Raw genomic sequence first — 23524 nt, 5'->3', positions numbered from 1 at the left:
GTATCTTTGTAACTATAAAAAATAAACACATGTTTTCAAAATTAGCATATTCTGTTTTCGAACAAAGCATTAAAGATTATCATCAATTTGATAATGTTGACCAGCCGATAAACAATCCTTATCCGAAAGATAAATTTGAACATTTATTATATCTAAAAAATTGGATTGACACTGTTCAATGGCATTTTGAAGATATTATTCGTGATCCACAAATTGATCCGGTTGCAGCTTTAACGTTAAAAAGAAGAATCGATGCTTCTAACCAAGAGCGTACCGATATGGTTGAGTATATCGACAGTTACTTTTTGCAGAAATACAGTCATGTAAAAGCAAAAGAAGGAGCAAAAATCAACTCTGAAAGTCCAGCTTGGGCATTTGACAGATTATCAATTTTAGCATTGAAAATTTATCATATGAATGAAGAAGCAACTCGTGCAGAAGCTTCTCAAGAGCACAGAGATAAATGTCAGGAAAAGTTAAATGTACTTTTAGAACAAAGAACAGATTTATCGACAGCAATCGAAGAATTATTGACTGACATTGAAAATGGTGACAAATTCATGAAAGTGTACAAACAAATGAAAATGTACAACGACGACGAGTTGAACCCAGTTTTATATCAAAATAAAAAATAATTTGGCAGACTTGTCTAGCAAAATTAAGCATATAGCCGTCATGAGACTATCCGCAATGGGAGATGTCGCCATGACGGTTCCTGTTTTACGAGCTTTTGTAAAACAATATCCAACCGTAAAAATGACGGTTATTTCTCGTCCGTTTTTTAAACCTTTTTTTGACGGAATTCCAAATCTAGAATTTTTTGCTTTTGATGAAAAAGAGAGACACAAAGGATTTCCTGGACTTTTGCGTTTGTTTAAAGATGTGCAACAATTGAAAATTGATGCTTTTGCAGATCTTCATAATGTTTTACGATCTAAAATAGTGAGTTTACTTTTCGCTTTAAGCGGCAAAAAAAGAGCAACTGTTGATAAAGGTCGTGAAGGAAAAAAGGAATTGACAAGAGACGAAAATAAGGTTTTCAAACAATTGCCAACCATGTTCGAAAGACACGCAAAAGTGTTCGAAGAACTCGGTTTTCCATTAGATTTATCAAATCCAATATTTCCAGAAAAAGCAGTTTTAAACACTGATATTATAGAAATTATCGGCAACGGAAACTCAAAGTTAATTGGAATTGCGCCTTTTGCACAATACGATTCTAAAGTGTATCCTTTAGATTTGATGAAAGAAGTAATTGAAAAATTAGCCGAAAATCCATCAAATAAAATTTTACTTTTTGGCGGTGGAAAAAAAGAAATCGAAATTTTAGAATCGCTTTCTCAGCCTTTTGATAATGTAATTAATATGGCTGGAAAAATTAAATTTCAGCAGGAATTACAATTGATCAGCAATCTCAATGTCATGCTTTCTATGGATTCAGGCAACGCACATATTGCCGCAATGCTTGGTGTAAAAGTGGTTACACTTTGGGGCGCAACACATCCGTATGCAGGATTTTTGCCATTCAATCAAAGTTTAGAAAACGCAATTACTTCAGACCGAAATCAATATCCAAAACTGCCAACTTCGGTTTATGGAAATAAAATGGTTGAAGGTTATGAAAATGCCATGAGAACAATTTCTCCAGAAGATGTGGTTTCTCTAATAAATTCCAATATTTAAAATTCCAAATTCCAACTTTCGAATTGGGATTTGGAATTTTTTAATTTTATAAATCTTTATCAAGGTTTTAAACTTTTACAAAGATGATACTTGTTATCAATTTTGGAATTTTTTTATTGGAATTTTACCTAAAGCCAAATCTTCTCATCGCGACATCTGCGGTAAATATAATTTTTAAGATTCGCGATTGTTTCCTGATAATCTGGAGCATCATAACCAAATCGTTCGTGTTCCATTTGTTCTTTTTCTAAAGCTTCACAGCCTTTTATAACTTCTTTGATCATATCGATCAATGGAAGTTCTCTATTCTCTGTTTTTTGAAATTTAAGTTCTATAATCTCATCTTGTAATTCTGAACAATAATCAACAAGCTGCATAACTTCTGGCTCTTCCAAAAGCGATTGATTATTTTTAAATATTTCTCGAATTGACTTCATCTTTGTCAAAGTTTAAAACTTTGGCAAAGATCATCATTTTTTTGATTTTTAAAGCTATTCTTACAAGTTAAGAAAAAGATATCCCAGTACTTTCTTTTTGTTTTTGTCAACTACGACTTCAACAAAATGATTTTCTTTTTCAGTGGTTAGTAAAATGTGTTCCAAATCTTCAGTTGAATTCCTGAAAACCTTATGTATCAATTCAGATTCTTTAATTTCTTTTGATAGAATTTTGGCCGCTTTTAATTCGCTTACATAAGGCCAGATATTGAAAAAATTATCATTGGAAATTGAAACTTCTTTCATTTCATCTATTGAAGAATTATATTTTTCTTTTGAAAGCAGTTTAGGAGCTTTTCTGTTTTTTCTTTTTTTGATTATAAAGTAGATACAGAATAAAGAAGTTATTACAAAAAGTAAAATAAAAGTTAGGCGAAGATAATGATGTGTTGCCATGATATTTAATGTTTTTAGTGTGTTTACAATTAAATGAAGGCTTACAGAATCTATCTTGACGATAAAAAATGTATCAGTCTTGTGTATTGTACTAATTTAGTAAATTTTCAGCATATTTTTTAAAAAATCTTCAAAATCAGTAATATCTTTTTATATATTTTTTAATCTAATTTTTTCCAAAAAAAATTCCAAATCCCAATCATACATTGGAATTTGGAATTTTATATTTTGAATTTCAACGATTATACGTCGTCGTAATCTACATAAATAGTTTCTGAAGTTGGATGCGCTTGACAAGTTAAGATTAAACCTTCGGCAATTTCGCCGTCTGTTAAAATAGAGTTTTTAGTCATTTCAGCAGATCCTACAGTTACACGTCCTAAACAACTGCTGCAAATCCCGCCTTGACAAGAATAAGGAGCGTCAACACCTTGTTTTAGGGCAGCATCAAGAATGGTTTGTTTTTTTGACATTTCAAAAGTAGTTTCTTCATCGTCCACTAAAACCGTAATCTTTGTGTGTCCTTCCTGAGAACCTTGAATCACGTTTTCTTCAGAAGAAGATGTAAAAAGTTCAAACTTAATAGCTGATTCTTTTACATTTTTCTCTTTCAAAACATTCGAAACCGTATTAATCATTTCTTCAGGACCACACAAGTAGAATTTATCAAATTCCAGTTCTTTGTGTTTGTTGTTCAATACATAATTGACAGAAGATTTCTCAATTCGCCCAAATAATGCATTTTCAACTTTCGCCTGGCTGAATACATAATGCACAAAAAATCTGCCTACGTATTGTAATTGTAAATCATGAAGTTCCTGATGAAAGATCGTTTCTTCTGGAGTTCTATTTCCGTAAACCAGTACAAATGAACTTTTCGGCTCATTTTTTAAAACTGATTTTAAAATAGAAAGAACTGGTGTAATCCCGCTTCCTGCTACAAATGCAGCATAATTTTTTTGTCTTTCAGCATCCGGCTCAAAAGTAAATTTTCCTTCCGGCTGTCCCACTTCAAGGACATCTCCTGCTTTTAGAGTTGTATTGGCAAACTGAGAAAAAAGACCATTTTTTACCGCTTTTACAGCAATTCGTAATTCACCGCTGTCTGGCGCAGAACAAATTGAATAAGCACGTCTGATTTCTTGATTGTCGAGAGTTAATTTTAAATTTATATATTGTCCAGCAATAAATTTATAGTCTGGCTTAAGTTCTTCAGGAACATTAAAAAGTACCGAAACAGCATTGGCAGTTTCGCGTTTAACCTCTTTAATTATAAGTTTTAAGAATGAAGGCATGATAGAATTTTTATGCAAAAGTAGCAAACCACTATTAAAAGTTTAGCACGAAATTATTTTTTTTAACTTTTTTTGTAACGTTTTTAAAGATTTCGTCTCTTATTGAAAAACCAAAAAACATTAACCATGATTAAAAAGTTTATTTATCTTGAATGGAAAGCCTTTATAAGATCGGCGTCGTTTAATAAAAATCTGGCGATGAAAATTTTACTCGGGTTTTTGATGATTTATTTTTCATTAATTTTTATCGGAATGGGTGTTGGCTTATTTTATGTTCTTAAAGACATGAAATTGGAACCTTTTGTCACCGTAAACAGATTCTTGGTTTACTATTTTTTATTTGATTTACTAATTCGTTTGCTGCTGCAATCTATTCCTGTTTTAAACATCAAACCGTTATTGGTTTTACCGTTTAAAAAACCAACGATTGTTCATTTTTCATTAGGAAAAACCGCATTGTCATTTTTTAACTGGATGCATGCGTTGTTTTTTGTTCCGTTTTCAGTTGTGTTGATTTTAAATGGTTACGATGTTGTTGGAATTGTTTTTTGGCATTTAGGAGCAATGGCTCTCATTTATATCAATAACTTTCTGAATATAATTCTAAGCAATATTGATAAACTATTTGTTGCCTTTATAGTTTTAATCCTCGGTTTGGGAGGCGCGCAATACTATCACTTATTTGATGTAACAAAAATTACAACTCCATTTTTTCAAAGTCTTTATGACATCGAAGGAATATTTCTAATTCCTATTTTAACCTTAATCGGATTGTATGTTTTTACTTTTAATTATTTCAAAAAGAACTTATATCTCGATGCAGGACTTTCTATAAAACAAGATATTGCTTCAACAGAAAATCTTTCATGGCTCAATCAGTTTGGAACTGTAGGAACGTTTCTTAAAAATGATATTAAACTCATTAAAAGAAATAAAAGATCCAAAACCACTATTGTCATGAGTATATTTTTCTTGTTTTATGGACTCTTATTTTTTTCTGGAGGAATTGAAACGTATGATAAACCAGTAATGCATCTTTTGGCTGGGATTTTTGTTTCGGGCGGATTTTTGTTTGTCTTTGGTCAATTTGTACCAAGCTGGGATAGTTCGTATTACCAATTAATGATGACACAAAATATTCCGTATCGCGGTTACATCATGGCAAAATGGTGGTTGATAGTTATTGCTACCATTGTGTCTACAATTTTGTGTTCATTTTACTTATACTTTGGCTTGCATATTTATATAACGATTGTGGTAGCCGCAATTTACAATATTGGAGTTAATTCGCATTTGGTATTATTAGGCGGTGCATTTACTAAAACACCAATCGATTTAAGTAATGCAGGCGGTGCATTTGGTGATAAAAAAGCTTTCAATGTGAGCGCAATGCTGCTTACGCTGCCCAAAATTTTACTGCCGTTGTTTCTTTACGGAATCGGAATTTATTTTAACAACAACAATCTCGGATTAGCATTAGTAGCTTTAACAGGAATCTTGGGATTTGTTTTTAAAGACAAAGTTTTTTCTTTAATCGAAAAAAGATATAAAATAGAAAAGTACAGTACGATAAGTGCTTACAAACAAAAGAATTAAATTTAGATAACATGTCAATTTGATAATGAGAAATTATCTTTTTTAAATCTAAAATCAACACTCTAAAATTAGCAATTACCATGATACAAGTAAACGAGCTTTCAAAAAAATATAACGGCACAACGGTTTTAAATATTAAGAATCTTGAAATTCCAAAAGGACAAAGTTTTGGTTTGGTAGGAAATAATGGCGCTGGAAAAACAACTTTTTTCAGTTTGCTTTTAGATCTTATTCAGCCTTCAACTGGATATATTAAAAGCAATGACATTCAAGTAAATACAAGCGAAAACTGGAAAACTTTTACAGGTTCTTTTTTAGATGAAAGTTTTTTAATTGGTTATTTAACTCCAGAAGAATATTTTTATTTTATTGGAGATTTACGTCATCAAAATAAAGCAGATATTGATGCACTTTTACAAAAACACGAAGAATTTTTTAACGGAGAAATTTTAAACAATAAAAAATATCTGCGTGATCTTTCAAAAGGAAATCAGAAAAAAGTGGGAATTATTGCCACACTTATTGGCAATCCAGAAGTGGTAATTTTAGATGAACCTTTTGCCAATCTAGATCCCACAACTGTAAGCCGTTTGAAAAAAATTATTAAAGAGTTAGCTGACGATCCTAATGTCACTATTTTGGTTTCAAGCCACGATTTACAGCATACCGTAGAAGTATGTGATCGAATTGTAGCGCTCAATAAAGGTGAAATTGTAAAGGATATTCAAACCTCAAAAGAAACCTTACAAGAATTGGAATCGTTTTTTGCAGTTTAATTTTTCTGTTATTTCAAAAAGAAGCGTATTTTTACGAGTCATTATACTAAAATTGCTTTTTATAAGTTAATGCTTTAAAAATTAGTTCTATTGAAAAAGAATACTCTAAAATATAGCTTTTTTCTCTTTTTTTTATTCTTTTTGATAGCCTGTTCTACCAAGAATAATACTTTCGTGAATAGAAATTCACACGCCTTAAGTACAAAATACAATATTTTGTACAATGGTGAAGTTGCTCTTGATAAAGGTTTAAAATCGATTCAAGCCAATAATCAAGATAATTTTTGGAAACAGCTTCCGATTGAAAAAATGCAGTTTGATGAAAATTTTTCTGAAGGACAAAAAGCAAAAAATGCTGATTTTGAAAAAGCCGAAGAAAAAGCCACAAAAGCCATTCAGAAACACTCCATGAATATTGGAGGAAGAGAAAGAAACTACCAAATAGACGAAGCTTATTTAATGCTTGGAAAAGCCAGATACTACGATCAGCGCTTTATTCCGGCACTTGAAGCATTCAATTATATTCTATACAAATACCCAAACAGTAGTAACATTTACACCGCAAAAATTTGGCGTGAAAAAACCAATATGCGTTTAGGCAACGACGCAATTGTTGTTAAAAATATCAATCTTTTATTACGAAAAACCGATTTAAAAAAACAGACTTTTTCGGATGCAAATGCTTTATTAGCAGAAGCTTTTTTAAACTTAGAAGAAAAAGATAGTGCGGTTACGAAATTAAAAATTGCTGAAAAATTTTCGCGTATAAACGAAGACAAAGCCAGATACCGTTTTATTCTGGGACAGATGTATCAAGAAGCCGGAAAAAAAGACAGCGCTGCGTATTTTTATGATGGAGTAATCCACATGAATCGTAAAGCAGATCGTAAATACATGATGCACGCTTACGCAAAAAAAGCGCAGATGTATGATTATGAAAATGGCAACGATACGATCTTCTTAAAAACATACAATAAGTTAGTCGCAGATCGTGAAAACCGTCCGTATTATGATGTGCTTTTTTATGAAATGGGAGTTTTTTATGATAAAAGAAAAGACACCAAAAGCGCATTGGCTTTTTATAATAAATCGTTAGCCAGAAAATCAAAAGATCCGTATTTAATGGCATCGGCATATAGAAACATTGGTAATATGTATTTTAAAAATACAGACTATACAATGGCAGCGAAGTATTACGATAGTACTTTGACGAAACTAAATCCGAAAACAAGAGAATATGCTTTTTACGAGAAAAACAGAAAAAATCTTGACAACGTAATTAAATACGAAGCAATTGCAAAACGCAATGATAGTATTATTAAAGTATACGGACTTCCAGATGCCGAAAGAAAAATTTACTTCGAAAGTTATATTGCCGAACTTAAAAAGAAAGACGAAGAAAAAAGAATTCTAGAAGAAAAGGAAAAAGAAAGATTAGCCAATATAGACCGCAATACAAATGCGTCTAGCGGACCAGTTGCCGTTAATCCAAATTCTTTGGGTAAACCAGCTGAACTCGACGGCGGTATGCGACCTCCATCTGGAAATGATGCTTCGAGTACTTTTTACTTTTACAATCCCACTACAGTTGCTTATGGAAAATTGCAATTTAAAAAAGCTTGGGGAAACAGAACATTGGGAGGAAACTGGAGACTCGCTTCTATTAAATCAGCAAATGATGCTGCGTTGAATGATTCTATAAACGATCTAAATGCTGCAAAAGCAATAAAAGATACTGTAGTGATAGAAAAATATACTACTGAATTTTACGAAAAACAACTCCCAAAAACACAAGTCGCTATTGATAGTATTGGTAAAGAACGCAACTTCGCGTATTATCAGTTAGGTCTTATATATAAGGAGAAATTCAAAGAATATGCTTTGGCAAGCGGTAAGTTGGAACAATTATTAAAAAATAATCCTGAAGAAAAACTGATTCTGCCTTCGATGTATAATTTGTATAAAATTTATCAAATTACAGATCCAGCAAAAGCAGAAAAAATGAAATCCGACATAACTATAAATTACCCGACGTCGAGATATGCCCAGATTTTAAACAATGCCAATTCAGAAGATCTGGCTTCTGCCGATAAAGAATACAAGAAATGGTATAAATTATACGAAGAAGAAAAATTCAATGAAGTTCTAGATAATATTGATAATTTGATAAATCAATATTCTGGAGATGAAATTGTTTCTAAATACGAATTGTTAAAAGCCAGTACTTTAGGAAAAGTAGAAGGACTTGCAGCCTATAAAAAAGGTTTAGAAGAAGTAGCTGATAATTACCCAAATAGCCAAGAAGGTAAAAATGCGCGTGAAATTTTAGAGAAACAAATTCCGACTTTAGAAAAACTTGATTTTACAACAGCTGATAATAAAAGCTGGAAAATATTGTACCCGGTTCACAATAACGATACTAAATCAGTCAAAAAAATTGAAGAAGCAATTAGAGTATTTTTGCTAGTTGAAAATTTCGAACGACTAACAACATCTTTCGACAAATACAATAAAACCGAAAGTTTTGTGGTTATTCATGGTTTAAAGTCTGAAGCTTATGCTCAAGATGTTGCCGGAGTTTTCAGAGACGATCAAAAGTATAAAATTGCCAATCCTTATGTAATTATATCTGTTGATAATTACAAAGTGGTGCAAATTAAGAAAAACCTCGAAGCCTATCTGACCCCAAAAAACCCATAATATAATGTTTGACAAAGTAAAAAAAAACGGAACAGAACTTTTAGGAAAAACTAACCGAATTGTTGAAGGAACCTCGATTGTAGGCGATATAGTTTCAAAAGCGGACTTTAGGCTCGACGGAGAATTAATTGGAAATTTTACCTCTCAGGGAAAATTAGTAATAGGAATGAGCGGTGTTGTAAAAGGAGAAATCATTTGTAACAACGCCGATATTGAAGGACAATTTCATGGAAAAATAAAAGTGCTTGAAGTCCTGAACATAAAGGCAACTGCAAAAATTCATGGCGAGGTTTTAGTCGGAAAACTTTCGATAGAGCCTGGAGCAGATTTTACAGCGACCTGTACAATGCTCGAACATGCTAATCAGGTTATAATGTTAGAAGATGGAAAAGGAGCCGAATAAAAAACAAAGAAATAAATGGATTGCACTCATTAATATTCCGATACAAATGGGTGTTATTATTTTCCTGTTTGCTTATTTAGGAACCTGGCTCGATGAAAATCATCCAAATAATAAGGTATACTATAATAAGGTATTAGTTATGGTAGGAGTTGCACTTGCCTTATACAACGTAATCCGTCAGGTAAACGAAATCAATAAAACAAAGTAAATTAAGTTTTTAAAACAGCTTGAATAAATATTGCATCTTTGCAAAAAAATCAAAATGTTTTTAAAGAACTACAAACTCATTCTACATTTATACTGTATTACATTAGCTTCCTATATGCTACATAAGGGAGCTTTTGTCGTTTTTAAAATTAACGATCAGAACTTTCATTATACATTAGAAGTATTGTATCTAATTTTTTTAATATCCTCTACAGTACTGCTGGCGGCAACCGTAAAATTCAGAAAAGACAAATTTGACAGCATCGGAATGTTTTTTATGCTGGGAACTTTTATTCAAATGTTTCTTTATTATTTTATTTTGCGACCGATTTTATCAGACAAGATTCACAACGTCTCTGTTGAAAAAACCAATTTTTTTATAACATTTATTCTGTTTTTGTTATTTCAAACGATTTTAACTGTCCGATTATTAAATGAAAAGCGTTAAAATGAGGATTCTTTAAAACAAGGTTCAAAAATAATTTTTCATATCCTTTTGAATATTAATAAAAAATGTACCTTTGCACCAAATTTTAGAAACGTAAAAAATAAGAATTTCCACAGATATGGTGATTTCAAACAAACCACTCAGATTTATTCTTGCAGCTTTAGTAGCTTGTCTTCCACTAATGAGTTTTTCTAATATAGAAAAAGATTCGGCGCATGTTCAAACTGAAGTAGCTCATGAAGCAGCTTCTGAAGGGCACCACGCTGAGCCAACAGATGTAAAATCTAAAATTAAAACATTCATTGGCCACCACGTTTTAGACTCGCATGATTTTACTTTAACTCAAGATGATGAGACTGGTAAATATTATGGTTTTCCATTACCAGTAATTATTTGGGATAATGGTCTTCATATTTTTTCTTCTTCAAAATTTCACCACGGTCACGAAGTTGCCGAGTCAAATGGAAACTATTATGTGATCAATCACCATGATGGTAAAATTTACAGAACAGATGCTTCTGGAAAAATTACTGAAGACGAAAAAACAGGACACCCAACAAACGTTCGTCCGTTAGATTTTTCAATTACAAAAACGGTACTTTCTATTTTCGTAGCAGCTTTATTAATGTTCTGGTTGTTTACAAGTTTAGCAAAATCATATGCTAAAAATGGAGGAATTGCTTCAGGAGCGGGAAGATTCTTTGAACCACTTGTTGTTTTCATCCGTGATGAAGTAGCTATTCCAAACATTGGAGAGAAACACTATAAAAGATACATGAGTTATTTATTAACGATTTTCTTCTTTGTATTGTTTTTAAATATTTTCGGATTAACTCCACTAGGGATTAACGCAACAGGAAACTTTACAGTTACATTTTCTTTAGCGATCCTTACTTTCTTAATCACAAACTTTTCAGCTAACAAAAATTACTGGGGTCACATTTTCTGGATGCCAGGAGTGCCAAAACCAATGAGAATTATTTTGGCTCCAATCGAATTGTTAGGAGTCTTTATTAAACCATTCTCGTTAATGATTCGTTTGTACGCAAACATCTTCGCGGGTCACATCGTATTAATGAGTATTATTGGTTTAATGTTTATCTTTAAAAGCTGGATTGGAAGCAGTTTATCTTTCGGATTATCATTTGTGCTTTCTATACTTGAAATCTTAGTAGCATTTTTACAAGCCTATATTTTTACAATGCTGTCTGCACTTTATTTTGGTTCAGCAGTTGAAGAGCACCATCACGATGATGATGCACACCATTAATAGATAGATTTATAAATTAGGTTTAAAAGATATTCAATCTATAATCTATTTAAAAAATCTACAGTCAAAATTGAATGTTTAATTTTTAATATATACATATATGAACGGTTTAAATTTCGTAGGAGCTGGATTAATCGTAATCGGAGCTGCATTAGGTATTGGTAGAATTGGTGGTTCAGCAATGGACGCTATCGCTCGTCAGCCAGAAGCTTCAGGAAAAATCCAAACAGCTATGCTTATCGCTGCTGCCCTTATTGAAGGAATTGGTTTCGCTGCATTATTTGCTGCTTAATTAAAAACACACAAAACAATAGTTGCAACGGTTGGTTGTAACTATTGTTTTAAAAATTAACATTAGAATTGCTTACGGCAGTTTAAAACAAAAAAAATTAAAATTTATAATCGTATATAATGGAAAAGTTAATAAATCAGTTCGAGTTCGGTTTGTTCTTTTGGCAAGTATTAATATTTGTTGGATTAATATTTTTATTGAAAAAATTTGCATGGAAACCAATTCTTGATGCAGTAAATGATAGAGAGCAAGGTATTAAAGATGCATTACTTTCTGCAGAAAATGCAAGAAAAGAAATGGAAAATCTTCAAGCAGATAACCAAAGAATCTTAAACGAAGCGCGTGCAGAGCGTGATGCTATGCTGAAAGAAGCACGTGAAATGAAAGAGAAAATGATTGCTGATTCTAAAAACGAAGCTCAAGCTCAAGGTCAAAAAATGATCGAGCAAGCTAAAGCAGCTATCGAAAGCGAAAAAAATGCTGCAATGGCAGAATTGAAATCTCAAGTTTCAACTTTATCATTGAGTATTGCTGAAAAATTATTGAAAGAAGAATTATCTAACAAAGAATCTCAAACTAAATTAGTTGAGAAAATGTTAGGTGACGTAAAGCTAAACTAAGATTATGGCAAATACGAGAGCAGCAATTCGTTATGCAAAAGCAATTCTAGACTTAGCAAACTCTAAAGGTGTTGCCGAAGCTGTCAATAACGATATGAAATCAATTGCCTCTGCAATTGAAACAAATGAAGAATTGAGCACATTTATTCAAAACCCAACAACTACTGTTGAAGTTAAACAAAATGCTCTTTTAGAAGTTTTTGCAAATGTAAATGATGTAACTAAAGGGTTATTTCAGTTATTATTTGAAAATAAAAGATTTGAAATTTTAGATGCTATTGCAGTAGAATATACTAAAGTATATGATTTAAGCAATGGAGTTGAAGTAGCTAAAGTAACTACAGCTATTCCTATGGATGCAGCTTTAGAAGCTAAAGTTCTGGCTAAAATTGCAACTTTATCAGATAAAAAAATAACAATCGAAAACATAGTAGATCCTTCAATTATTGGTGGATTTATTTTAAGAATAGGCGACAAGCAATACAACGCTTCTGTTGCAAACAGATTACAAGTATTAAAAAGAGAGTTAAGTAATTAGTTTTTATAACACAAAAGTGTCTAAATTATAAATTAAGATGGCGGAAATCAAACCTGCTGAAATTTCAGCAATATTAAGAAAGCAAGTAGAAGGTTTTGAATCTGGTGCTACGCTAGAGGAAGTAGGAACAGTACTTCAAGTTGGAGACGGTATTGCTCGTGTTTACGGGCTGTCTAATGTACAATATGGTGAGTTAGTAGAATTTGATAACGGTATGGAAGGTATCGTATTAAATCTAGAAGAGGATAATGTTGGGGTGGTACTTTTAGGACCTTCAACTGGAATTAAAGAAGGATCTACTGCAAAAAGAACTCAGCGTATAGCTTCTCTTAAAGTAGGTGAACAAATGGTAGGACGTGTTGTTAACACTCTTGGTTTTCCAATCGATGGAAAAGGACCAATTGGTGGAGACTTATACGAAATGCCATTAGAAAGAAAAGCACCTGGTGTTGTATTCCGTCAGCCAGTAACTGAACCATTACAAACTGGAGTTAAAGCGGTTGACGCTATGATCCCAGTAGGTCGTGGACAACGTGAGCTTGTAATTGGTGACCGTCAAACAGGTAAATCAACTGTTTGTATCGATACAATCTTAAATCAAAAAGAATTTTACGATGCAGGAAAACCTGTATTCTGTATATATGTTGCAATTGGACAAAAAGCTTCAACTGTAGCAGGAATCGCAAAAATGTTAGAAGAAAAAGGAGCAATGGCTTATACAGTTATCGTTGCTGCTAATGCTTCTGATCCAGCTCCAATGCAGGTTTACGCTCCATTCGCGGGTGCTGCAATTGGTGAATACTTCAGAGATTCAGGTCGTCCAGCTCTTATCGTGTATGATGACTTGTCTAAACAAGCAGTTGCTTACCGTGAGGTTTCTCTTTTATTAAGAAGACCACCGGGACGTGAGGCTTACCCTGGAGACGTTTTCTACTTACACTCTCGTTTATTAGAGCGTGCTTGTAAAGTAATTGCTGATGATGGTATCGCTAAAAACATGAACGATTTACCAGATTCTATCAAATCTATCGTAAAAGGGGGTGGTTCATTAACTGCATTACCAATTATTGAAACTCAAGCTGGTGACGTTTCTGCATATATCCCAACAAACGTAATCTCTATTACAGATGGTCAGATTTTCCTTGATGGAGATTTGTTCAACTCTGGAGTTCGTCCTGCAATTAACGTAGGTATCTCTGTATCTCGTGTTGGAGGTAATGCTCAAATTAAATCAATGAAAAAAGTTTCTGGAACTTTAAAATTAGACCAAGCTCAATTCCGTGAATTAGAAGCTTTTGCTAAATTTGGTTCTGACTTAGATTCTGTTACATTAAACGTAATTGAAAAAGGAAAAAGAAACGTTGAAATCTTGAAACAAGGTTTAAATGATCCTTACCCTGTTGAAAATCAAGTAGCTATTATTTACGCTGGTTCTAAAAACTTATTAAGAAACGTTCCTGTAGATAAAGTAAAAGAATTTGAAGCTGATTTCTTAGCGTACCTAAACAGTAAACACAAAGATACACTTAACGCTTTGAAAGCTGGTAAATTAGATGACAACATTACTGACGTTATCGAAAAAGCAGCAAAAGAAATTTCAGCAAAATATAACTAATTTTAGTTGATGGTTGTTGGTTGATTGTTGTTGGAAATTCCCAAATAACTATCAACCAATAACTAACAACAAACAACTATAGTACATGGCAAATTTAAAGGAAATCCGTAATAGAATTACTTCCGTTTCATCGACGATGCAGATTACATCGGCTATGAAAATGGTTTCTGCTGCAAAGCTGAAGAAAGCACAAGATGCAATCACTGCTATGCGCCCTTATGCCGAGAAATTAACGGAGTTATTGCAAAATCTTTCTGCTACACTTGAAGGTGAAGTAGGAGGAGATTACACCACTCAACGTGAAGTAAAAAAAGTATTGCTTGTAGCTATAACTTCAAATAGAGGTTTATGTGGTGCATTTAATGCAAACGTTATTAAAGAGATTAAAAACCGTACTGATTTTTATGCAGGAAAGCAGGTTGATGTTTTTGCTATTGGTAAAAAAGGAAATGATGCTTTAAGCAAAACTCACAAAGTTCACGGTCATCATAATGCAATTTTTGATCACTTAACTTTCGAAAATGTTGCTGCAATTGCAGATAATTTAACTGAAAGATTCTTATCTGGAGAATATGACAGAATCGAATTAGTGTACAATCAATTTAAAAATGCTGCGACTCAAATCGTTCAAACAGAACAATTTTTGCCATTAGCGCCAATTAAATCTGATGTATCAGTTTCTGCAGGAGATTATATTTTCGAACCTTCAAAAGAAGAAATTGTTTTGACTTTAATTCCTAAGTCATTAAAAACACAATTATACAAAGGTATCCGCGATTCATTTGCTTCAGAGCACGGAGCACGTATGACAGCTATGCACAAAGCAACTGACAACGCTACTGAATTAAGAAACCAATTGAAATTAACTTACAACAAAGCGCGTCAAGCTGCTATTACAAACGAAATCTTAGAGATCGTTGGAGGAGCTGAAGCTTTGAATGGATAAGAAATTCATAACAAAATAAATAAAAAATAGCCGGCATGATTATGTCGGCTATTTTTTTATTGGAAGTACTTCTTTAAGAAAATCTATAAACAAGAAAATTTATAAAATGGTGATTCTCAATTTACCCAAAAACCGAGAATCAATACCATTTTATAAAATTATTGACACAGATTTATCACTCTGTTGCTTTGTCTTTCATGGGAACAAACTAGCTTTATTAATCCCAATGCTCTGTTTTTTTAAGGGTTACATTTCAGCAGAATCAATCCCTGTGCTTTGTCTTTTATGGGAACAAACTAGCTTTATTAGTCCCAATGCTCTGTTTTTATTAGGGTTACAATACAGCAGAATCAATCCCTTATGCTTTGTCTTTTATGGGAACAAACAAGCTTTATCAGTCCCAGTGCTTTCTTTTTTAAGGGTTGAATTCTAGCTTTCCTCATTCCCTATATTACAAAGTTAATAGATAAGTACATGAAAAAACTTATATAATTTTTAAAGATTCTTACACATTTCACATGTTTTTGATCTGTTAATTATATAAATACCGCTAAAAAAATGAGTATTTTTGAATATTATTTTGTTAAAAAATGACTTTACAAGTACGAGAGCTTACGACAATGGAAGAAATGGTAGCTCAAATAGATACAATTCGATTTTTATATCCTAATATTTCTCTTGAAAAATATCAATCATTTCTGTTAGAGATGATTCCTCACAATTATACCCAGATTGCTGTTTTTGAAAATGAAAAATGCATAGGAATTACGGGCTGTTGGTCGGCTACAAAACTTTGGACTGGGAAATATCTTGAAATAGATAATTTTGTGGTTAATCCAGAACATCGTTCAAAAGGAATTGGAAAAATACTTACCGATTTTATAGAAAAAAAAGCTGTAGATCTAGGTTGCAGCAGCATTGTATTAGATGCTTTTACAGGGAATTTTGGGGCACACCGTTTTTACTATAATCAAGGATATGCTCCGAAAGGATTTCATTTTGTGAAAGTTTTAGATGAAAACAAAATGACGCAATAAAATTCAATTTAAGTTTTTTATTGAACCATCAAAAGCATTAATAAACCAAAGAATTGGTTATTTTTGTTTTCTGAACTTTATTACTAATTATTTTGGGATTATATAAAAATCTATTCAAACAGACCGCAATTTATGGACTAGCAACGGTTTTACCAAGAATGCTGAGTTTCTTATTGGTCAGATTATATACAGGGATTTTACCAACTGCAGAGTATGGCGAAGTTTCAATTGTTTTATCTTGGATGGTTTTCTTTAATGTGGTACTTTCTTACGGAATGGAAACTGCATTTTTTAGATTTTACAGTGCCGAAGAAGACAAAAAAAATGTTATCGCAACTTCTACAATATCCATATTCTGGTCATCAATTGGATTTTTATTTGCAGCTTTAATTTTCAGAAATACTTTGGCAAATTGGGCCGAAGTAGATGCACAATATATAACCTATTCAGTTTGGATTTTAGTTTTGGATGCCTTGGTTCTTGTACCATTTTCAAAATTAAGAGCCAACCAGAGACCAATGGTTTATGCCGCAATCAAAATTGGAAATGTCGTTATTAATTTATTATTGAACATTTTCTTTTTGATGTATCTTCCAAAACTGGCAGCTTCAAATCCAAATTCAATTTGGGATAATTTATATGTCGAAAATTTCCAAATCGCCTATATCTTCATTGCAAATCTTCTAGCTAGTTTAGCGACTTTTATAGTGCTTTCGCCAAATTATCTTTCGCTTGGACGAAAATTTGACGTCGCGCTTTGGAAAAGAATGATGAAATACGGACTTCCAATTTTGGTTGCCGGACTTGCTTTTGCAGTTAACGAACATTTCGATAAAATCTTATTAGGATATTTACTTCCTGAAAACCTTGCCAAATCTGAAGTTGGAGCCTATTCAGCTTGTTATAAATTAGGATTATTTATGGTTCTTTTTGCAACGGCATTCAGATTAGGAATTGAGCCTTTCTTTTTCAGTCACGCCAAAAATGAAAATGCGCCTCAAACGTATGCAGTGATTACTAAATATTTTGTGATTTTTGGTTCGTTGATTTTATTAGGAGTAATTGTTTTTGCAGATGTTTTAAAATTCTTATTGCTGGATAATAAATCATATTGGGAAGCTATGAAAGTTGTCCCTTTAATTATTCTGGCAAACTTCTTTTTAGGAATTTACAACAACTTATCGGTTTGGTATAAACTGACAGACAAAACCAAAATCGGAGCTTACATTTCTATTGTAGGTGCAATTGTTACCTTGGTTTTAAACTATTTTTTAATTCCAAAATACAGTTATTACGGTTCAGCAATTGCGACCATTTCTGCTTACGGAAGCATGATGTTAATATCGTATGTTATGGGTAATAAATATTATCCAATACCTTACGACATGAATAAAATCTCGGCTTATTTAGGAATCTCCATTTTATTTTCGGCTATTTCATTTTATGGATTTAGAGAAAATTATTTTGTTGGAATTCCGTTACTATTAGCCTTTATGTACTTTGTTTACCATAACGAAAAAGACACAATTAAAGGAATCATGAACAGAAAGTAAATGTGCTTTTTTAATCTTTATAATACAAAATGAAAATACAAATTATCAATAAATCACAACACGATTTACCAAACTACGAAACCATTGCTTCTGCAGGAATGGATTTACGTGCCAATATTTCGGAACCAATTACGTTAAAACCATTAGAAAGAACAATTGTAAAAACAGGACTTTTTATTGAATTACCAATTGGTTACGAAGCACAAGTACGACCAAGAAGTGGTCTGGCAGCCAAAAAAGGAGTAACAGTATTAAATTCGCCAGGAACTGTCGATGCTGATTATAGAGGTGAAATTGGAGTGATTTTGGTAAATTTATCAAACGAGGAATTTGTAATCGAAAACGGAGAACGAATCGCACAATTAATTATTGCCAAACACGAAAGAGCGGAATGGATAGAAGTAGAAGAACTTTCTGAAACATCAAGAGGAGCAGGAGGATTTGGCAGTACTGGAGTAAAATAAGTTTTTCAGTTAAAGTCACAGTTTTTAGTTTTACTGTAGCCTTTTCTCTTGATTTTATAAATTAAAACTTGAACTAACCAAACAGAAGATTTTTAAATCTTCACACATTAAATATTTATTACATGAAAATAATCGTCCCAATGGCAGGTCGCGGATCGAGACTGCGTCCTCATACTTTAACAGTTCCAAAACCATTAATTCCAGTTGCTGGAAAATCTATAGTTCACCGTTTAGTAGAAGATATTGCTAAAATATTAAAAGAACCAATTGAAGAAGTTGCTTTTATTTTAGGCGATGAAGCTTTTTTTGGTGCTGATTTGGTTGCAAGTCTTCAAGATTTAGCAAAAGGATTAGGAGCAAAGGCTTCTATTTACCGTCAAGATCTGCCTTTAGGAACTGGACACGCTATTATGTGTGCTAAAGATTCTTTGTCCGGGCCTGCAGTTATTGCTTACGCAGATACTTTAATAAGAGCTGATTTTGAATTAGATCCTTCGGCAGATGCTGTAATCTGGGTAAAACAAGTAGATCAGCCGGAAGCTTTTGGAGTGGTAAAACTAAATCAGAATAATGAAATTATTGAATTGGTTGAGAAACCAAAAGAATTCGTGAGTGATTTAGCCGTTATCGGGATTTACTATTTCAAAGAAGTTGGCGATTTGAAAAAAGAACTTCAGGGAGTTTTAGACAATAACATTCAAAACGGAGGTGAATACCAAATCAACGATGGAATCAAAGCAATGATGGCCAACGGAAAAGTTTTCAAAACCGGAAGCGTTGATGAATGGATGGATTGCGGAAACAAAGATGTTACAGTGGAAACCAACTCAAGAATGTTAGGTTTTTTACATAATGACGGAGAACATTTGATAGACCAAAACGTTACATTAGATAACTCAACGATTATCCCGCCGTGTTTTATTGGAGAAAATGTTGTGTTGAAAAACACCACAATTGGACCAAATGTTTCAATTGGAAAAGGATGTCATGTAAGTGACAGTAGTATTAAAAATAGCTTAATACAGACTTATTCTCAAATAAAAAATGCTAACTTAGATAATGCAATGATTGGAAACCACGTAAGTTACGACGGTAAATTTACCAGTATAAGCATCGGTGACTACTCAGTTTTAGAATAAATACAAAAAAACATATTCGTTTTTTCTGTAAAAATGAAATAAAATAAAAGATGAAAAAAAGCATACTGATATTTTTATTTTTTGCGCTTTTGGGTAATTCGGTTTCTGTTTTTTCACAAACAGAACCGGAAGATATTGCTTTGGCGCCAGATGATTATCAGGATGCTTTTTATGAATCCTTAAAACAAAAAGGAATCGAAAATTACGATAAAGCCATCGTGTCATTAGAAAAATGTATCAAACTAAAACCTAATGATGCTGTTGCTTATTTCGAATTGGGGAAAAATTATCTGGCTTTAAAACAATATCAAAATGCAAATGATTCTTTTGAAAAAGCCACACAATTAGATCCCAAAAACAAATGGTACTGGTTAGGAATTTACGATGTAAGTTACGAAACCAAAAACTATCCGCTGGCGATAGAAACAATTCAGAAAATTATTGTTTTTGATGAAGAATATAAAGACGATTTAATTTCGTTATATATGATTACAAATCAATACGATAAAGCATTAGCGGCGATAAACGAAATGAATGATAAATTCGGAAAATCATCAGATCGTGAAATGTACAAAAGCCAGATTTTATCGCAGGGGAAATACCAGAATGCTGAAATTTCAGTTTTGATTGACCAGATTAAAAAGAATCCAAAAGAAGAATCAAATTATGTAAATCTGATTTTTTTATATTCAAAATCAGATCAATCAGATAAAGCTTTAGATGTTGCCAAACAACTGGCAAAAGAAATTCCAGATTCTGAATGGGGACAAGTAAGTTTATTCAAAACCTATTTAGATGCCAATCAGGCTGATAAAGCGATTAAGTCGATGAATGTAATTTTGGCAAGTTCAAAAATTGATTCCAAAATTAAACATCGTACTTTAAATGAATTTTTGGTTTATACGAATAAAAATCCGCAGTATGCACCAGCTTTAGAAAAAGCGATTTCTTATTTTGATAATGATAAAAATGTTGATGTTGCCAAAGAAATTGGAAAATTTTATCATAGCAAAGGTCAGTTTGAAAATGCCATTAAATATTATGAAAAAGATTTAAGTGCAAATTCAGAAACAGATCGCGAAACCAATCTGCTTTTGCTAGAAGCGTATACTCAGGCAAAACAATTTGCTCCAATGACAAAACGCGCAATGACAATGATTGAAATTTATCCGAGCCAGCCACAATTTTATTATTATGCAGGATTAGGAAGCAATCAATTACAGCAGTTTAAAAATGCAAAAACTGTTTTAGAAATGGGACTTGATTATGTAGTTGACGATAAAAAATTAGAAGCTAATTTTAATATTCAATTAGGAGAAGCTTACAATGGATTGGGAGACGCTAAGAAAAAAGAGGAATACTTTTTGAAAGCAAATGAATTATTGAAACAAAAGAAATAAGGAGAAATTAAAATGAAAAAATATATAATAATAGCATTGATGTCCGTTTTTGTGATCTCATGCAAATCAAAGGCAGTTGCTGTCCAGAACAGTAATAATACAACGACAGAAGTTGTCACGAAAAAAGACAATAAAGCAATTGAAAAACATTACGAAAACAAGTTAGATTTTTCGACACTATATATTAAAGCCAGCGCAAAATACGTTGATGAAAAACAAAGTCAGAATGTTACTGCCGAAATTAGAATTGAGAAAGACAAACAAATTCTAATCAGCGTTCGATTCTTGGGAATTACAATGGCTAAAGCGCTGATAACTCCAACAGCAGTAAGTTATTACGAAAAAATAAACAGTACTTATTACGAAGGTGATTTTAGCAGTTTAAGTAAATGGCTAGGTACAGATTTAGATTATACTAAAGTTCAAAACTTATTAATTGGTGAAGCATTTGATGATTTAAGAGAAGGTAAATATACACAGACAATTGTTGAGAATCTTTTCCGTTTAGAAGATGAAAAAGACCAAAACATTAAAAAAGCATTTTACTTAGATCCTGAAAAATATTTAGTACAGAAAGAAGAAATTTCACAGCCATCTGAAAATAGAAAATTAGAAATCAATTATTCAGATGCTAAAACATTCAGTCAAGGAACAATCCCAACTGCATTGACAATTAATGCAGTGCAGCCAAAAGGAACAACCAATATTAATCTGAATTACAATAATATTTCATTTAACGAAGAACTTTCTTTTCCTTACAGCGTACCAAGCGGTTATAAAAAGGTTCAAATTAAGTAAATTTGCAAAAAGAAAAATAGAAAGATGCCAAAATATCTCCTAAGCCTAATTTTTGTTTGCGCCACTACATTTGTGTGGGCGCAGGATTCACAGCAAGAAAAACTGGAACAGCGTAAAGCCCAGATTCTTCAGGAAATTAAAGACAATGAAAAAATGTTACAGTCGGTTAGAAAAAAAGAAAAATCAGCTGTAAACGAATATTTAATTCAGGCGAATAAAATTAAACTTAAAGAGAAACTGATTAATACAACCGCTAAGCAGGAAAAAGTATTGAGCAACGATATGTATATTAATCAGGTAAAGGTTAATAAACTTAAAAAAGAGCTGGCTATACTCAAAGAAGATTATGCCAAAATGATTTTGAAATCCTACAAAAGCCGTTCAGAGCAGAGTAGAGCAATGTTCATTTTATCTTCTGAAAGTTTTTTACAAGCTTATAAAAGAGCACAATACCTTAAGCAATATACGAATTTCAGAAAAAACCAAGGTTTGGAAATTCAGTCAAAATCAGCAGAATTAGTTGATTACAATAAAAAACTTGACGGACAAAGACAGGTTAAGAAAAAGATTATTGCCGAAAATCAAAAAGAACGTGCTACTTTAGAAGTAGAGAAAAAAGAACAGCAAAAACTGGTTAACTCGCTTAAAAAAGACAAAAATAAAATTGCCTCTGATATTAGATCGAAACAAAGCGAATCAAAAAGAATCGACAGACAAATTGATCGTTTAATTCGTGAGGCAATTGCTGAAGCAAACAGAAAAGCAGCACTCGAAAAAGCAAAAGAAAATCCTGGATCGACAGCGCCAAAAACACCAGTTTCATCTTCTAAAATCGTAATGACTCCAGAAGATAAAGTTCTAGCCGCCGATTTTAAAGCCAATAAAGGAAGACTTCCATGGCCCGTAGAAAAAGGATTTATCTCTTTAGGATATGGAGATCAGCCGCACCCATTATATCCTTCAATTTCTGTTCACAACTCAGGTGTTGAGATTACAACGGAAGATGGAGCAAATGCAAGAGCGGTTTTTGCCGGAGAAGTATTTAGTGTCATGGTATTATCGCCAGTGAATACAGTAGTGATGATTCAGCATGGAGATTACTTTAGTGTTTACCAAAACTTAAGTAAAGTATTTGTCAGCAAAGGTGAAAAAGTAACGATCAAACAAAACATTGGAAAAGTAAGAACAAGCGGAGATACAGGAAAAACCGTAATCAAATTTTTGATTCTTCAAAATACAACGAATACAGATCCAGAAAACTGGCTTCAGAATAGATAATAAAAAAGGGACTTTAAAGTCCCTTTTTTATTAATCGTATTGTTCTAAGAAATATCGAATCACATCTGTTGTTGTTACGATTCCTTGTAATTCGTCGTTATCTACAACTGGTAAAGCATGAAATTCTTCTTTCGAAAAAATTTCGGCCAAATCCCTGATAATCGTATTTGATGAAACCGTTTTAGGTTTTGCCGTCATAACCTGAGGAATGGTTAACATTTGTAAAACCGCTTCATCGCTGCCTTCCTGTCCGTCAAACAAAGCACCAAAAGTAAGTCGGTTAATATCAGTTCGGCTTATAATTCCCACTACTTTTTTTCCGTTTACCACGGGAAGATGTCGAATAGAATTGGATTTTAGTTTTTCTACTACTTTTGTTAAATCATCATTTTGATTTACTGTCACCACGCTTTTAGTCATGATGTGACTAATTGGTTCTCTTTTTTTCATAATAGATACGTTTTATATTCATATCAAATTTGTAGAATAATACCTCTAAATCTTATGATCTTTATCAGCATTTAAATGAAATAAAAAACAGATATATAAATGAATCTATGATAAAAAGAAATA

At 32.5% G+C, this 23524-nt stretch carries 24 protein-coding genes; 20 read left to right on the top strand and 4 right to left on the bottom strand.

Annotated features, from left to right (window positions below; genetic code table 11):
• The first annotated feature begins 29 nt into the window (after positions 1–29).
• Entirely contained in the window at positions 30–635 is a 606-nt protein-coding gene (locus tag P2W75_RS05090; RefSeq protein WP_207298418.1) for a DUF4254 domain-containing protein, read from the top strand.
• A gap of 40 nt (positions 636–675) precedes the next feature.
• A complete protein-coding gene (locus P2W75_RS05085) occupies positions 676–1683 on the top strand; it encodes a glycosyltransferase family 9 protein (protein WP_276379265.1) in 1008 nt (335 codons plus the stop codon).
• A gap of 128 nt (positions 1684–1811) precedes the next feature.
• Here the strand turns inward: P2W75_RS05085 and P2W75_RS05080 are convergent, their stop codons facing one another.
• From P2W75_RS05080 to P2W75_RS05070, 3 genes are all read right to left on the bottom strand, one after another.
• Positions 1812–2120 (bottom strand): hypothetical protein, encoded by a 309-nt coding sequence (locus P2W75_RS05080; protein WP_276379263.1) that lies wholly within the window; start codon positions 2118–2120, stop codon positions 1812–1814.
• Positions 2121–2180: 60 nt separating this feature from the next.
• Positions 2181–2576 carry a hypothetical protein gene (locus P2W75_RS05075; protein ID WP_276379261.1) on the bottom strand — a complete coding sequence of 132 codons (396 nt, stop codon included), beginning with the start codon at positions 2574–2576 and terminating at the stop codon, positions 2181–2183.
• Positions 2577–2818: 242 nt separating this feature from the next.
• Positions 2819–3871 carry a 2Fe-2S iron-sulfur cluster-binding protein gene (locus P2W75_RS05070; protein WP_207298414.1) on the bottom strand — a complete coding sequence of 351 codons (1053 nt, stop codon included), beginning with the start codon at positions 3869–3871 and terminating at the stop codon, positions 2819–2821.
• A 126-nt stretch (positions 3872–3997) separates the two neighbouring features.
• Between P2W75_RS05070 and P2W75_RS05065 the strand changes: the two genes are divergently transcribed.
• From P2W75_RS05065 to P2W75_RS04980, 18 genes are all read left to right on the top strand, one after another.
• Positions 3998–5467, top strand: coding sequence for a DUF5687 family protein (locus P2W75_RS05065; RefSeq protein ID WP_207298413.1), 1470 nt, complete (start codon positions 3998–4000; stop codon positions 5465–5467).
• A gap of 80 nt (positions 5468–5547) precedes the next feature.
• A complete protein-coding gene (locus tag P2W75_RS05060) occupies positions 5548–6243 on the top strand; it encodes an ABC transporter ATP-binding protein (RefSeq protein WP_207298412.1) in 696 nt (231 codons plus the stop codon).
• Positions 6244–6333: 90 nt separating this feature from the next.
• Entirely contained in the window at positions 6334–8943 is a 2610-nt protein-coding gene (locus tag P2W75_RS05055) for a lipopolysaccharide assembly protein LapB (RefSeq protein ID WP_276379257.1), read from the top strand.
• A 4-nt stretch (positions 8944–8947) separates the two neighbouring features.
• Positions 8948–9346, top strand: a complete 399-nt coding sequence (locus tag P2W75_RS05050) for a polymer-forming cytoskeletal protein (RefSeq protein ID WP_207298410.1) — start codon at positions 8948–8950, stop codon at positions 9344–9346.
• Positions 9327–9554, top strand: coding sequence for an AtpZ/AtpI family protein (locus tag P2W75_RS05045; protein WP_207298409.1), 228 nt, complete (start codon positions 9327–9329; stop codon positions 9552–9554). The genes P2W75_RS05050 and P2W75_RS05045 overlap by 20 nt, the downstream gene beginning before the upstream one ends.
• Before the next feature lie 565 nt (positions 9555–10119).
• Positions 10120–11271 carry a F0F1 ATP synthase subunit A gene (gene atpB / locus P2W75_RS05040; RefSeq protein ID WP_276379254.1) on the top strand — a complete coding sequence of 384 codons (1152 nt, stop codon included), beginning with the start codon at positions 10120–10122 and terminating at the stop codon, positions 11269–11271.
• Positions 11272–11371: 100 nt separating this feature from the next.
• Positions 11372–11563: an ATP synthase F0 subunit C gene (atpE, locus tag P2W75_RS05035; protein ID WP_207298407.1), complete on the top strand. Its 192-nt coding sequence runs from the start codon at positions 11372–11374 to the stop codon at positions 11561–11563.
• Positions 11564–11682: 119 nt separating this feature from the next.
• On the top strand, positions 11683–12183 hold the full coding sequence (locus P2W75_RS05030; protein WP_207298406.1) for a F0F1 ATP synthase subunit B: 501 nt from the start codon (positions 11683–11685) through the stop codon (positions 12181–12183).
• 4 nt (positions 12184–12187) lie between these two features.
• The gene (gene atpH, locus P2W75_RS05025; protein ID WP_207298405.1) at positions 12188–12721 is read left to right on the top strand and encodes an ATP synthase F1 subunit delta; all 534 of its coding nucleotides are present in this window, start codon (positions 12188–12190) and stop codon (positions 12719–12721) included.
• Between the two features lie 37 nt (positions 12722–12758).
• Complete coding sequence (gene atpA / locus P2W75_RS05020; RefSeq protein WP_207298404.1) at positions 12759–14336, top strand: F0F1 ATP synthase subunit alpha; 1578 nt, start codon at positions 12759–12761, stop codon at positions 14334–14336.
• An 85-nt stretch (positions 14337–14421) separates the two neighbouring features.
• Positions 14422–15282: an ATP synthase F1 subunit gamma gene (gene atpG / locus P2W75_RS05015; protein WP_276379252.1), complete on the top strand. Its 861-nt coding sequence runs from the start codon at positions 14422–14424 to the stop codon at positions 15280–15282.
• Positions 15283–15872: 590 nt separating this feature from the next.
• Positions 15873–16319 carry a GNAT family N-acetyltransferase gene (locus P2W75_RS05010; protein ID WP_207298402.1) on the top strand — a complete coding sequence of 149 codons (447 nt, stop codon included), beginning with the start codon at positions 15873–15875 and terminating at the stop codon, positions 16317–16319.
• 92 nt (positions 16320–16411) lie between these two features.
• Positions 16412–17872 (top strand): lipopolysaccharide biosynthesis protein, encoded by a 1461-nt coding sequence (locus P2W75_RS05005; protein WP_207298401.1) that lies wholly within the window; start codon positions 16412–16414, stop codon positions 17870–17872.
• A gap of 29 nt (positions 17873–17901) precedes the next feature.
• Complete coding sequence (gene dut / locus P2W75_RS05000) at positions 17902–18336, top strand: dUTP diphosphatase (protein ID WP_276379250.1); 435 nt, start codon at positions 17902–17904, stop codon at positions 18334–18336.
• A gap of 122 nt (positions 18337–18458) precedes the next feature.
• Positions 18459–19475: a sugar phosphate nucleotidyltransferase gene (locus P2W75_RS04995; protein ID WP_207298399.1), complete on the top strand. Its 1017-nt coding sequence runs from the start codon at positions 18459–18461 to the stop codon at positions 19473–19475.
• A gap of 50 nt (positions 19476–19525) precedes the next feature.
• The gene (locus P2W75_RS04990; protein WP_276379248.1) at positions 19526–20875 is read left to right on the top strand and encodes a lipopolysaccharide assembly protein LapB; all 1350 of its coding nucleotides are present in this window, start codon (positions 19526–19528) and stop codon (positions 20873–20875) included.
• Between the two features lie 12 nt (positions 20876–20887).
• Positions 20888–21673: a DUF4292 domain-containing protein gene (locus P2W75_RS04985; protein WP_276379247.1), complete on the top strand. Its 786-nt coding sequence runs from the start codon at positions 20888–20890 to the stop codon at positions 21671–21673.
• A gap of 24 nt (positions 21674–21697) precedes the next feature.
• Positions 21698–22951, top strand: coding sequence for a murein hydrolase activator EnvC (locus P2W75_RS04980; RefSeq protein WP_207298396.1), 1254 nt, complete (start codon positions 21698–21700; stop codon positions 22949–22951).
• Positions 22952–22981: 30 nt separating this feature from the next.
• Here the strand turns inward: P2W75_RS04980 and P2W75_RS04975 are convergent, their stop codons facing one another.
• Positions 22982–23401, bottom strand: a complete 420-nt coding sequence (locus P2W75_RS04975) for a CBS domain-containing protein (protein WP_276379246.1) — start codon at positions 23399–23401, stop codon at positions 22982–22984.
• Positions 23402–23524: the final 123 nt, after the last annotated feature.

Origin of the sequence: Flavobacterium sp. H4147 (assembly GCF_029360735.1) — a bacterium.
Classification (GTDB): domain Bacteria; phylum Bacteroidota; class Bacteroidia; order Flavobacteriales; family Flavobacteriaceae; genus Flavobacterium; species Flavobacterium endoglycinae.
The sequence above is the reverse complement of the archived record's forward strand: the minus strand, read 5'-3'. Positions and strand labels throughout refer to the sequence as shown.

Bases quoted from the DNA above. Each gene is read 5' to 3' on its own strand.
- P2W75_RS05060 (WP_207298412.1), top strand. From the start codon at position 5,548: ATGATACAAGTAAACGAGCTTTCAAAAAAATATAACGGCACAACGGTT.
- P2W75_RS05080 (WP_276379263.1), bottom strand. From the start codon at position 2,120: ATGAAGTCAATTCGAGAAATATTTAAAAATAATCAATCGCTTTTGGAA.
- P2W75_RS05090 (WP_207298418.1), top strand. From the start codon at position 30: ATGTTTTCAAAATTAGCATATTCTGTTTTCGAACAAAGCATTAAAGAT.
- P2W75_RS04985 (WP_276379247.1), top strand. From the start codon at position 20,888: ATGAAAAAATATATAATAATAGCATTGATGTCCGTTTTTGTGATCTCA.
- atpG (WP_276379252.1), top strand. From the start codon at position 14,422: ATGGCAAATTTAAAGGAAATCCGTAATAGAATTACTTCCGTTTCATCG.
- P2W75_RS05030 (WP_207298406.1), top strand. From the start codon at position 11,683: ATGGAAAAGTTAATAAATCAGTTCGAGTTCGGTTTGTTCTTTTGGCAA.
- atpB (WP_276379254.1), top strand. From the start codon at position 10,120: ATGGTGATTTCAAACAAACCACTCAGATTTATTCTTGCAGCTTTAGTA.
- P2W75_RS05085 (WP_276379265.1), top strand. From the start codon at position 676: ATGAGACTATCCGCAATGGGAGATGTCGCCATGACGGTTCCTGTTTTA.
- dut (WP_276379250.1), top strand. From the start codon at position 17,902: ATGAAAATACAAATTATCAATAAATCACAACACGATTTACCAAACTAC.
- P2W75_RS05045 (WP_207298409.1), top strand. From the start codon at position 9,327: ATGGAAAAGGAGCCGAATAAAAAACAAAGAAATAAATGGATTGCACTC.
- P2W75_RS05050 (WP_207298410.1), top strand. From the start codon at position 8,948: ATGTTTGACAAAGTAAAAAAAAACGGAACAGAACTTTTAGGAAAAACT.
- atpA (WP_207298404.1), top strand. From the start codon at position 12,759: ATGGCGGAAATCAAACCTGCTGAAATTTCAGCAATATTAAGAAAGCAA.
- P2W75_RS05065 (WP_207298413.1), top strand. From the start codon at position 3,998: ATGATTAAAAAGTTTATTTATCTTGAATGGAAAGCCTTTATAAGATCG.
- atpH (WP_207298405.1), top strand. From the start codon at position 12,188: ATGGCAAATACGAGAGCAGCAATTCGTTATGCAAAAGCAATTCTAGAC.
- P2W75_RS05075 (WP_276379261.1), bottom strand. From the start codon at position 2,576: ATGGCAACACATCATTATCTTCGCCTAACTTTTATTTTACTTTTTGTA.
- atpE (WP_207298407.1), top strand. From the start codon at position 11,372: ATGAACGGTTTAAATTTCGTAGGAGCTGGATTAATCGTAATCGGAGCT.
- P2W75_RS05070 (WP_207298414.1), bottom strand. From the start codon at position 3,871: ATGCCTTCATTCTTAAAACTTATAATTAAAGAGGTTAAACGCGAAACT.
- P2W75_RS04975 (WP_276379246.1), bottom strand. From the start codon at position 23,401: ATGAAAAAAAGAGAACCAATTAGTCACATCATGACTAAAAGCGTGGTG.
- P2W75_RS04995 (WP_207298399.1), top strand. From the start codon at position 18,459: ATGAAAATAATCGTCCCAATGGCAGGTCGCGGATCGAGACTGCGTCCT.
- P2W75_RS04980 (WP_207298396.1), top strand. From the start codon at position 21,698: ATGCCAAAATATCTCCTAAGCCTAATTTTTGTTTGCGCCACTACATTT.
- P2W75_RS04990 (WP_276379248.1), top strand. From the start codon at position 19,526: ATGAAAAAAAGCATACTGATATTTTTATTTTTTGCGCTTTTGGGTAAT.
- P2W75_RS05010 (WP_207298402.1), top strand. From the start codon at position 15,873: ATGACTTTACAAGTACGAGAGCTTACGACAATGGAAGAAATGGTAGCT.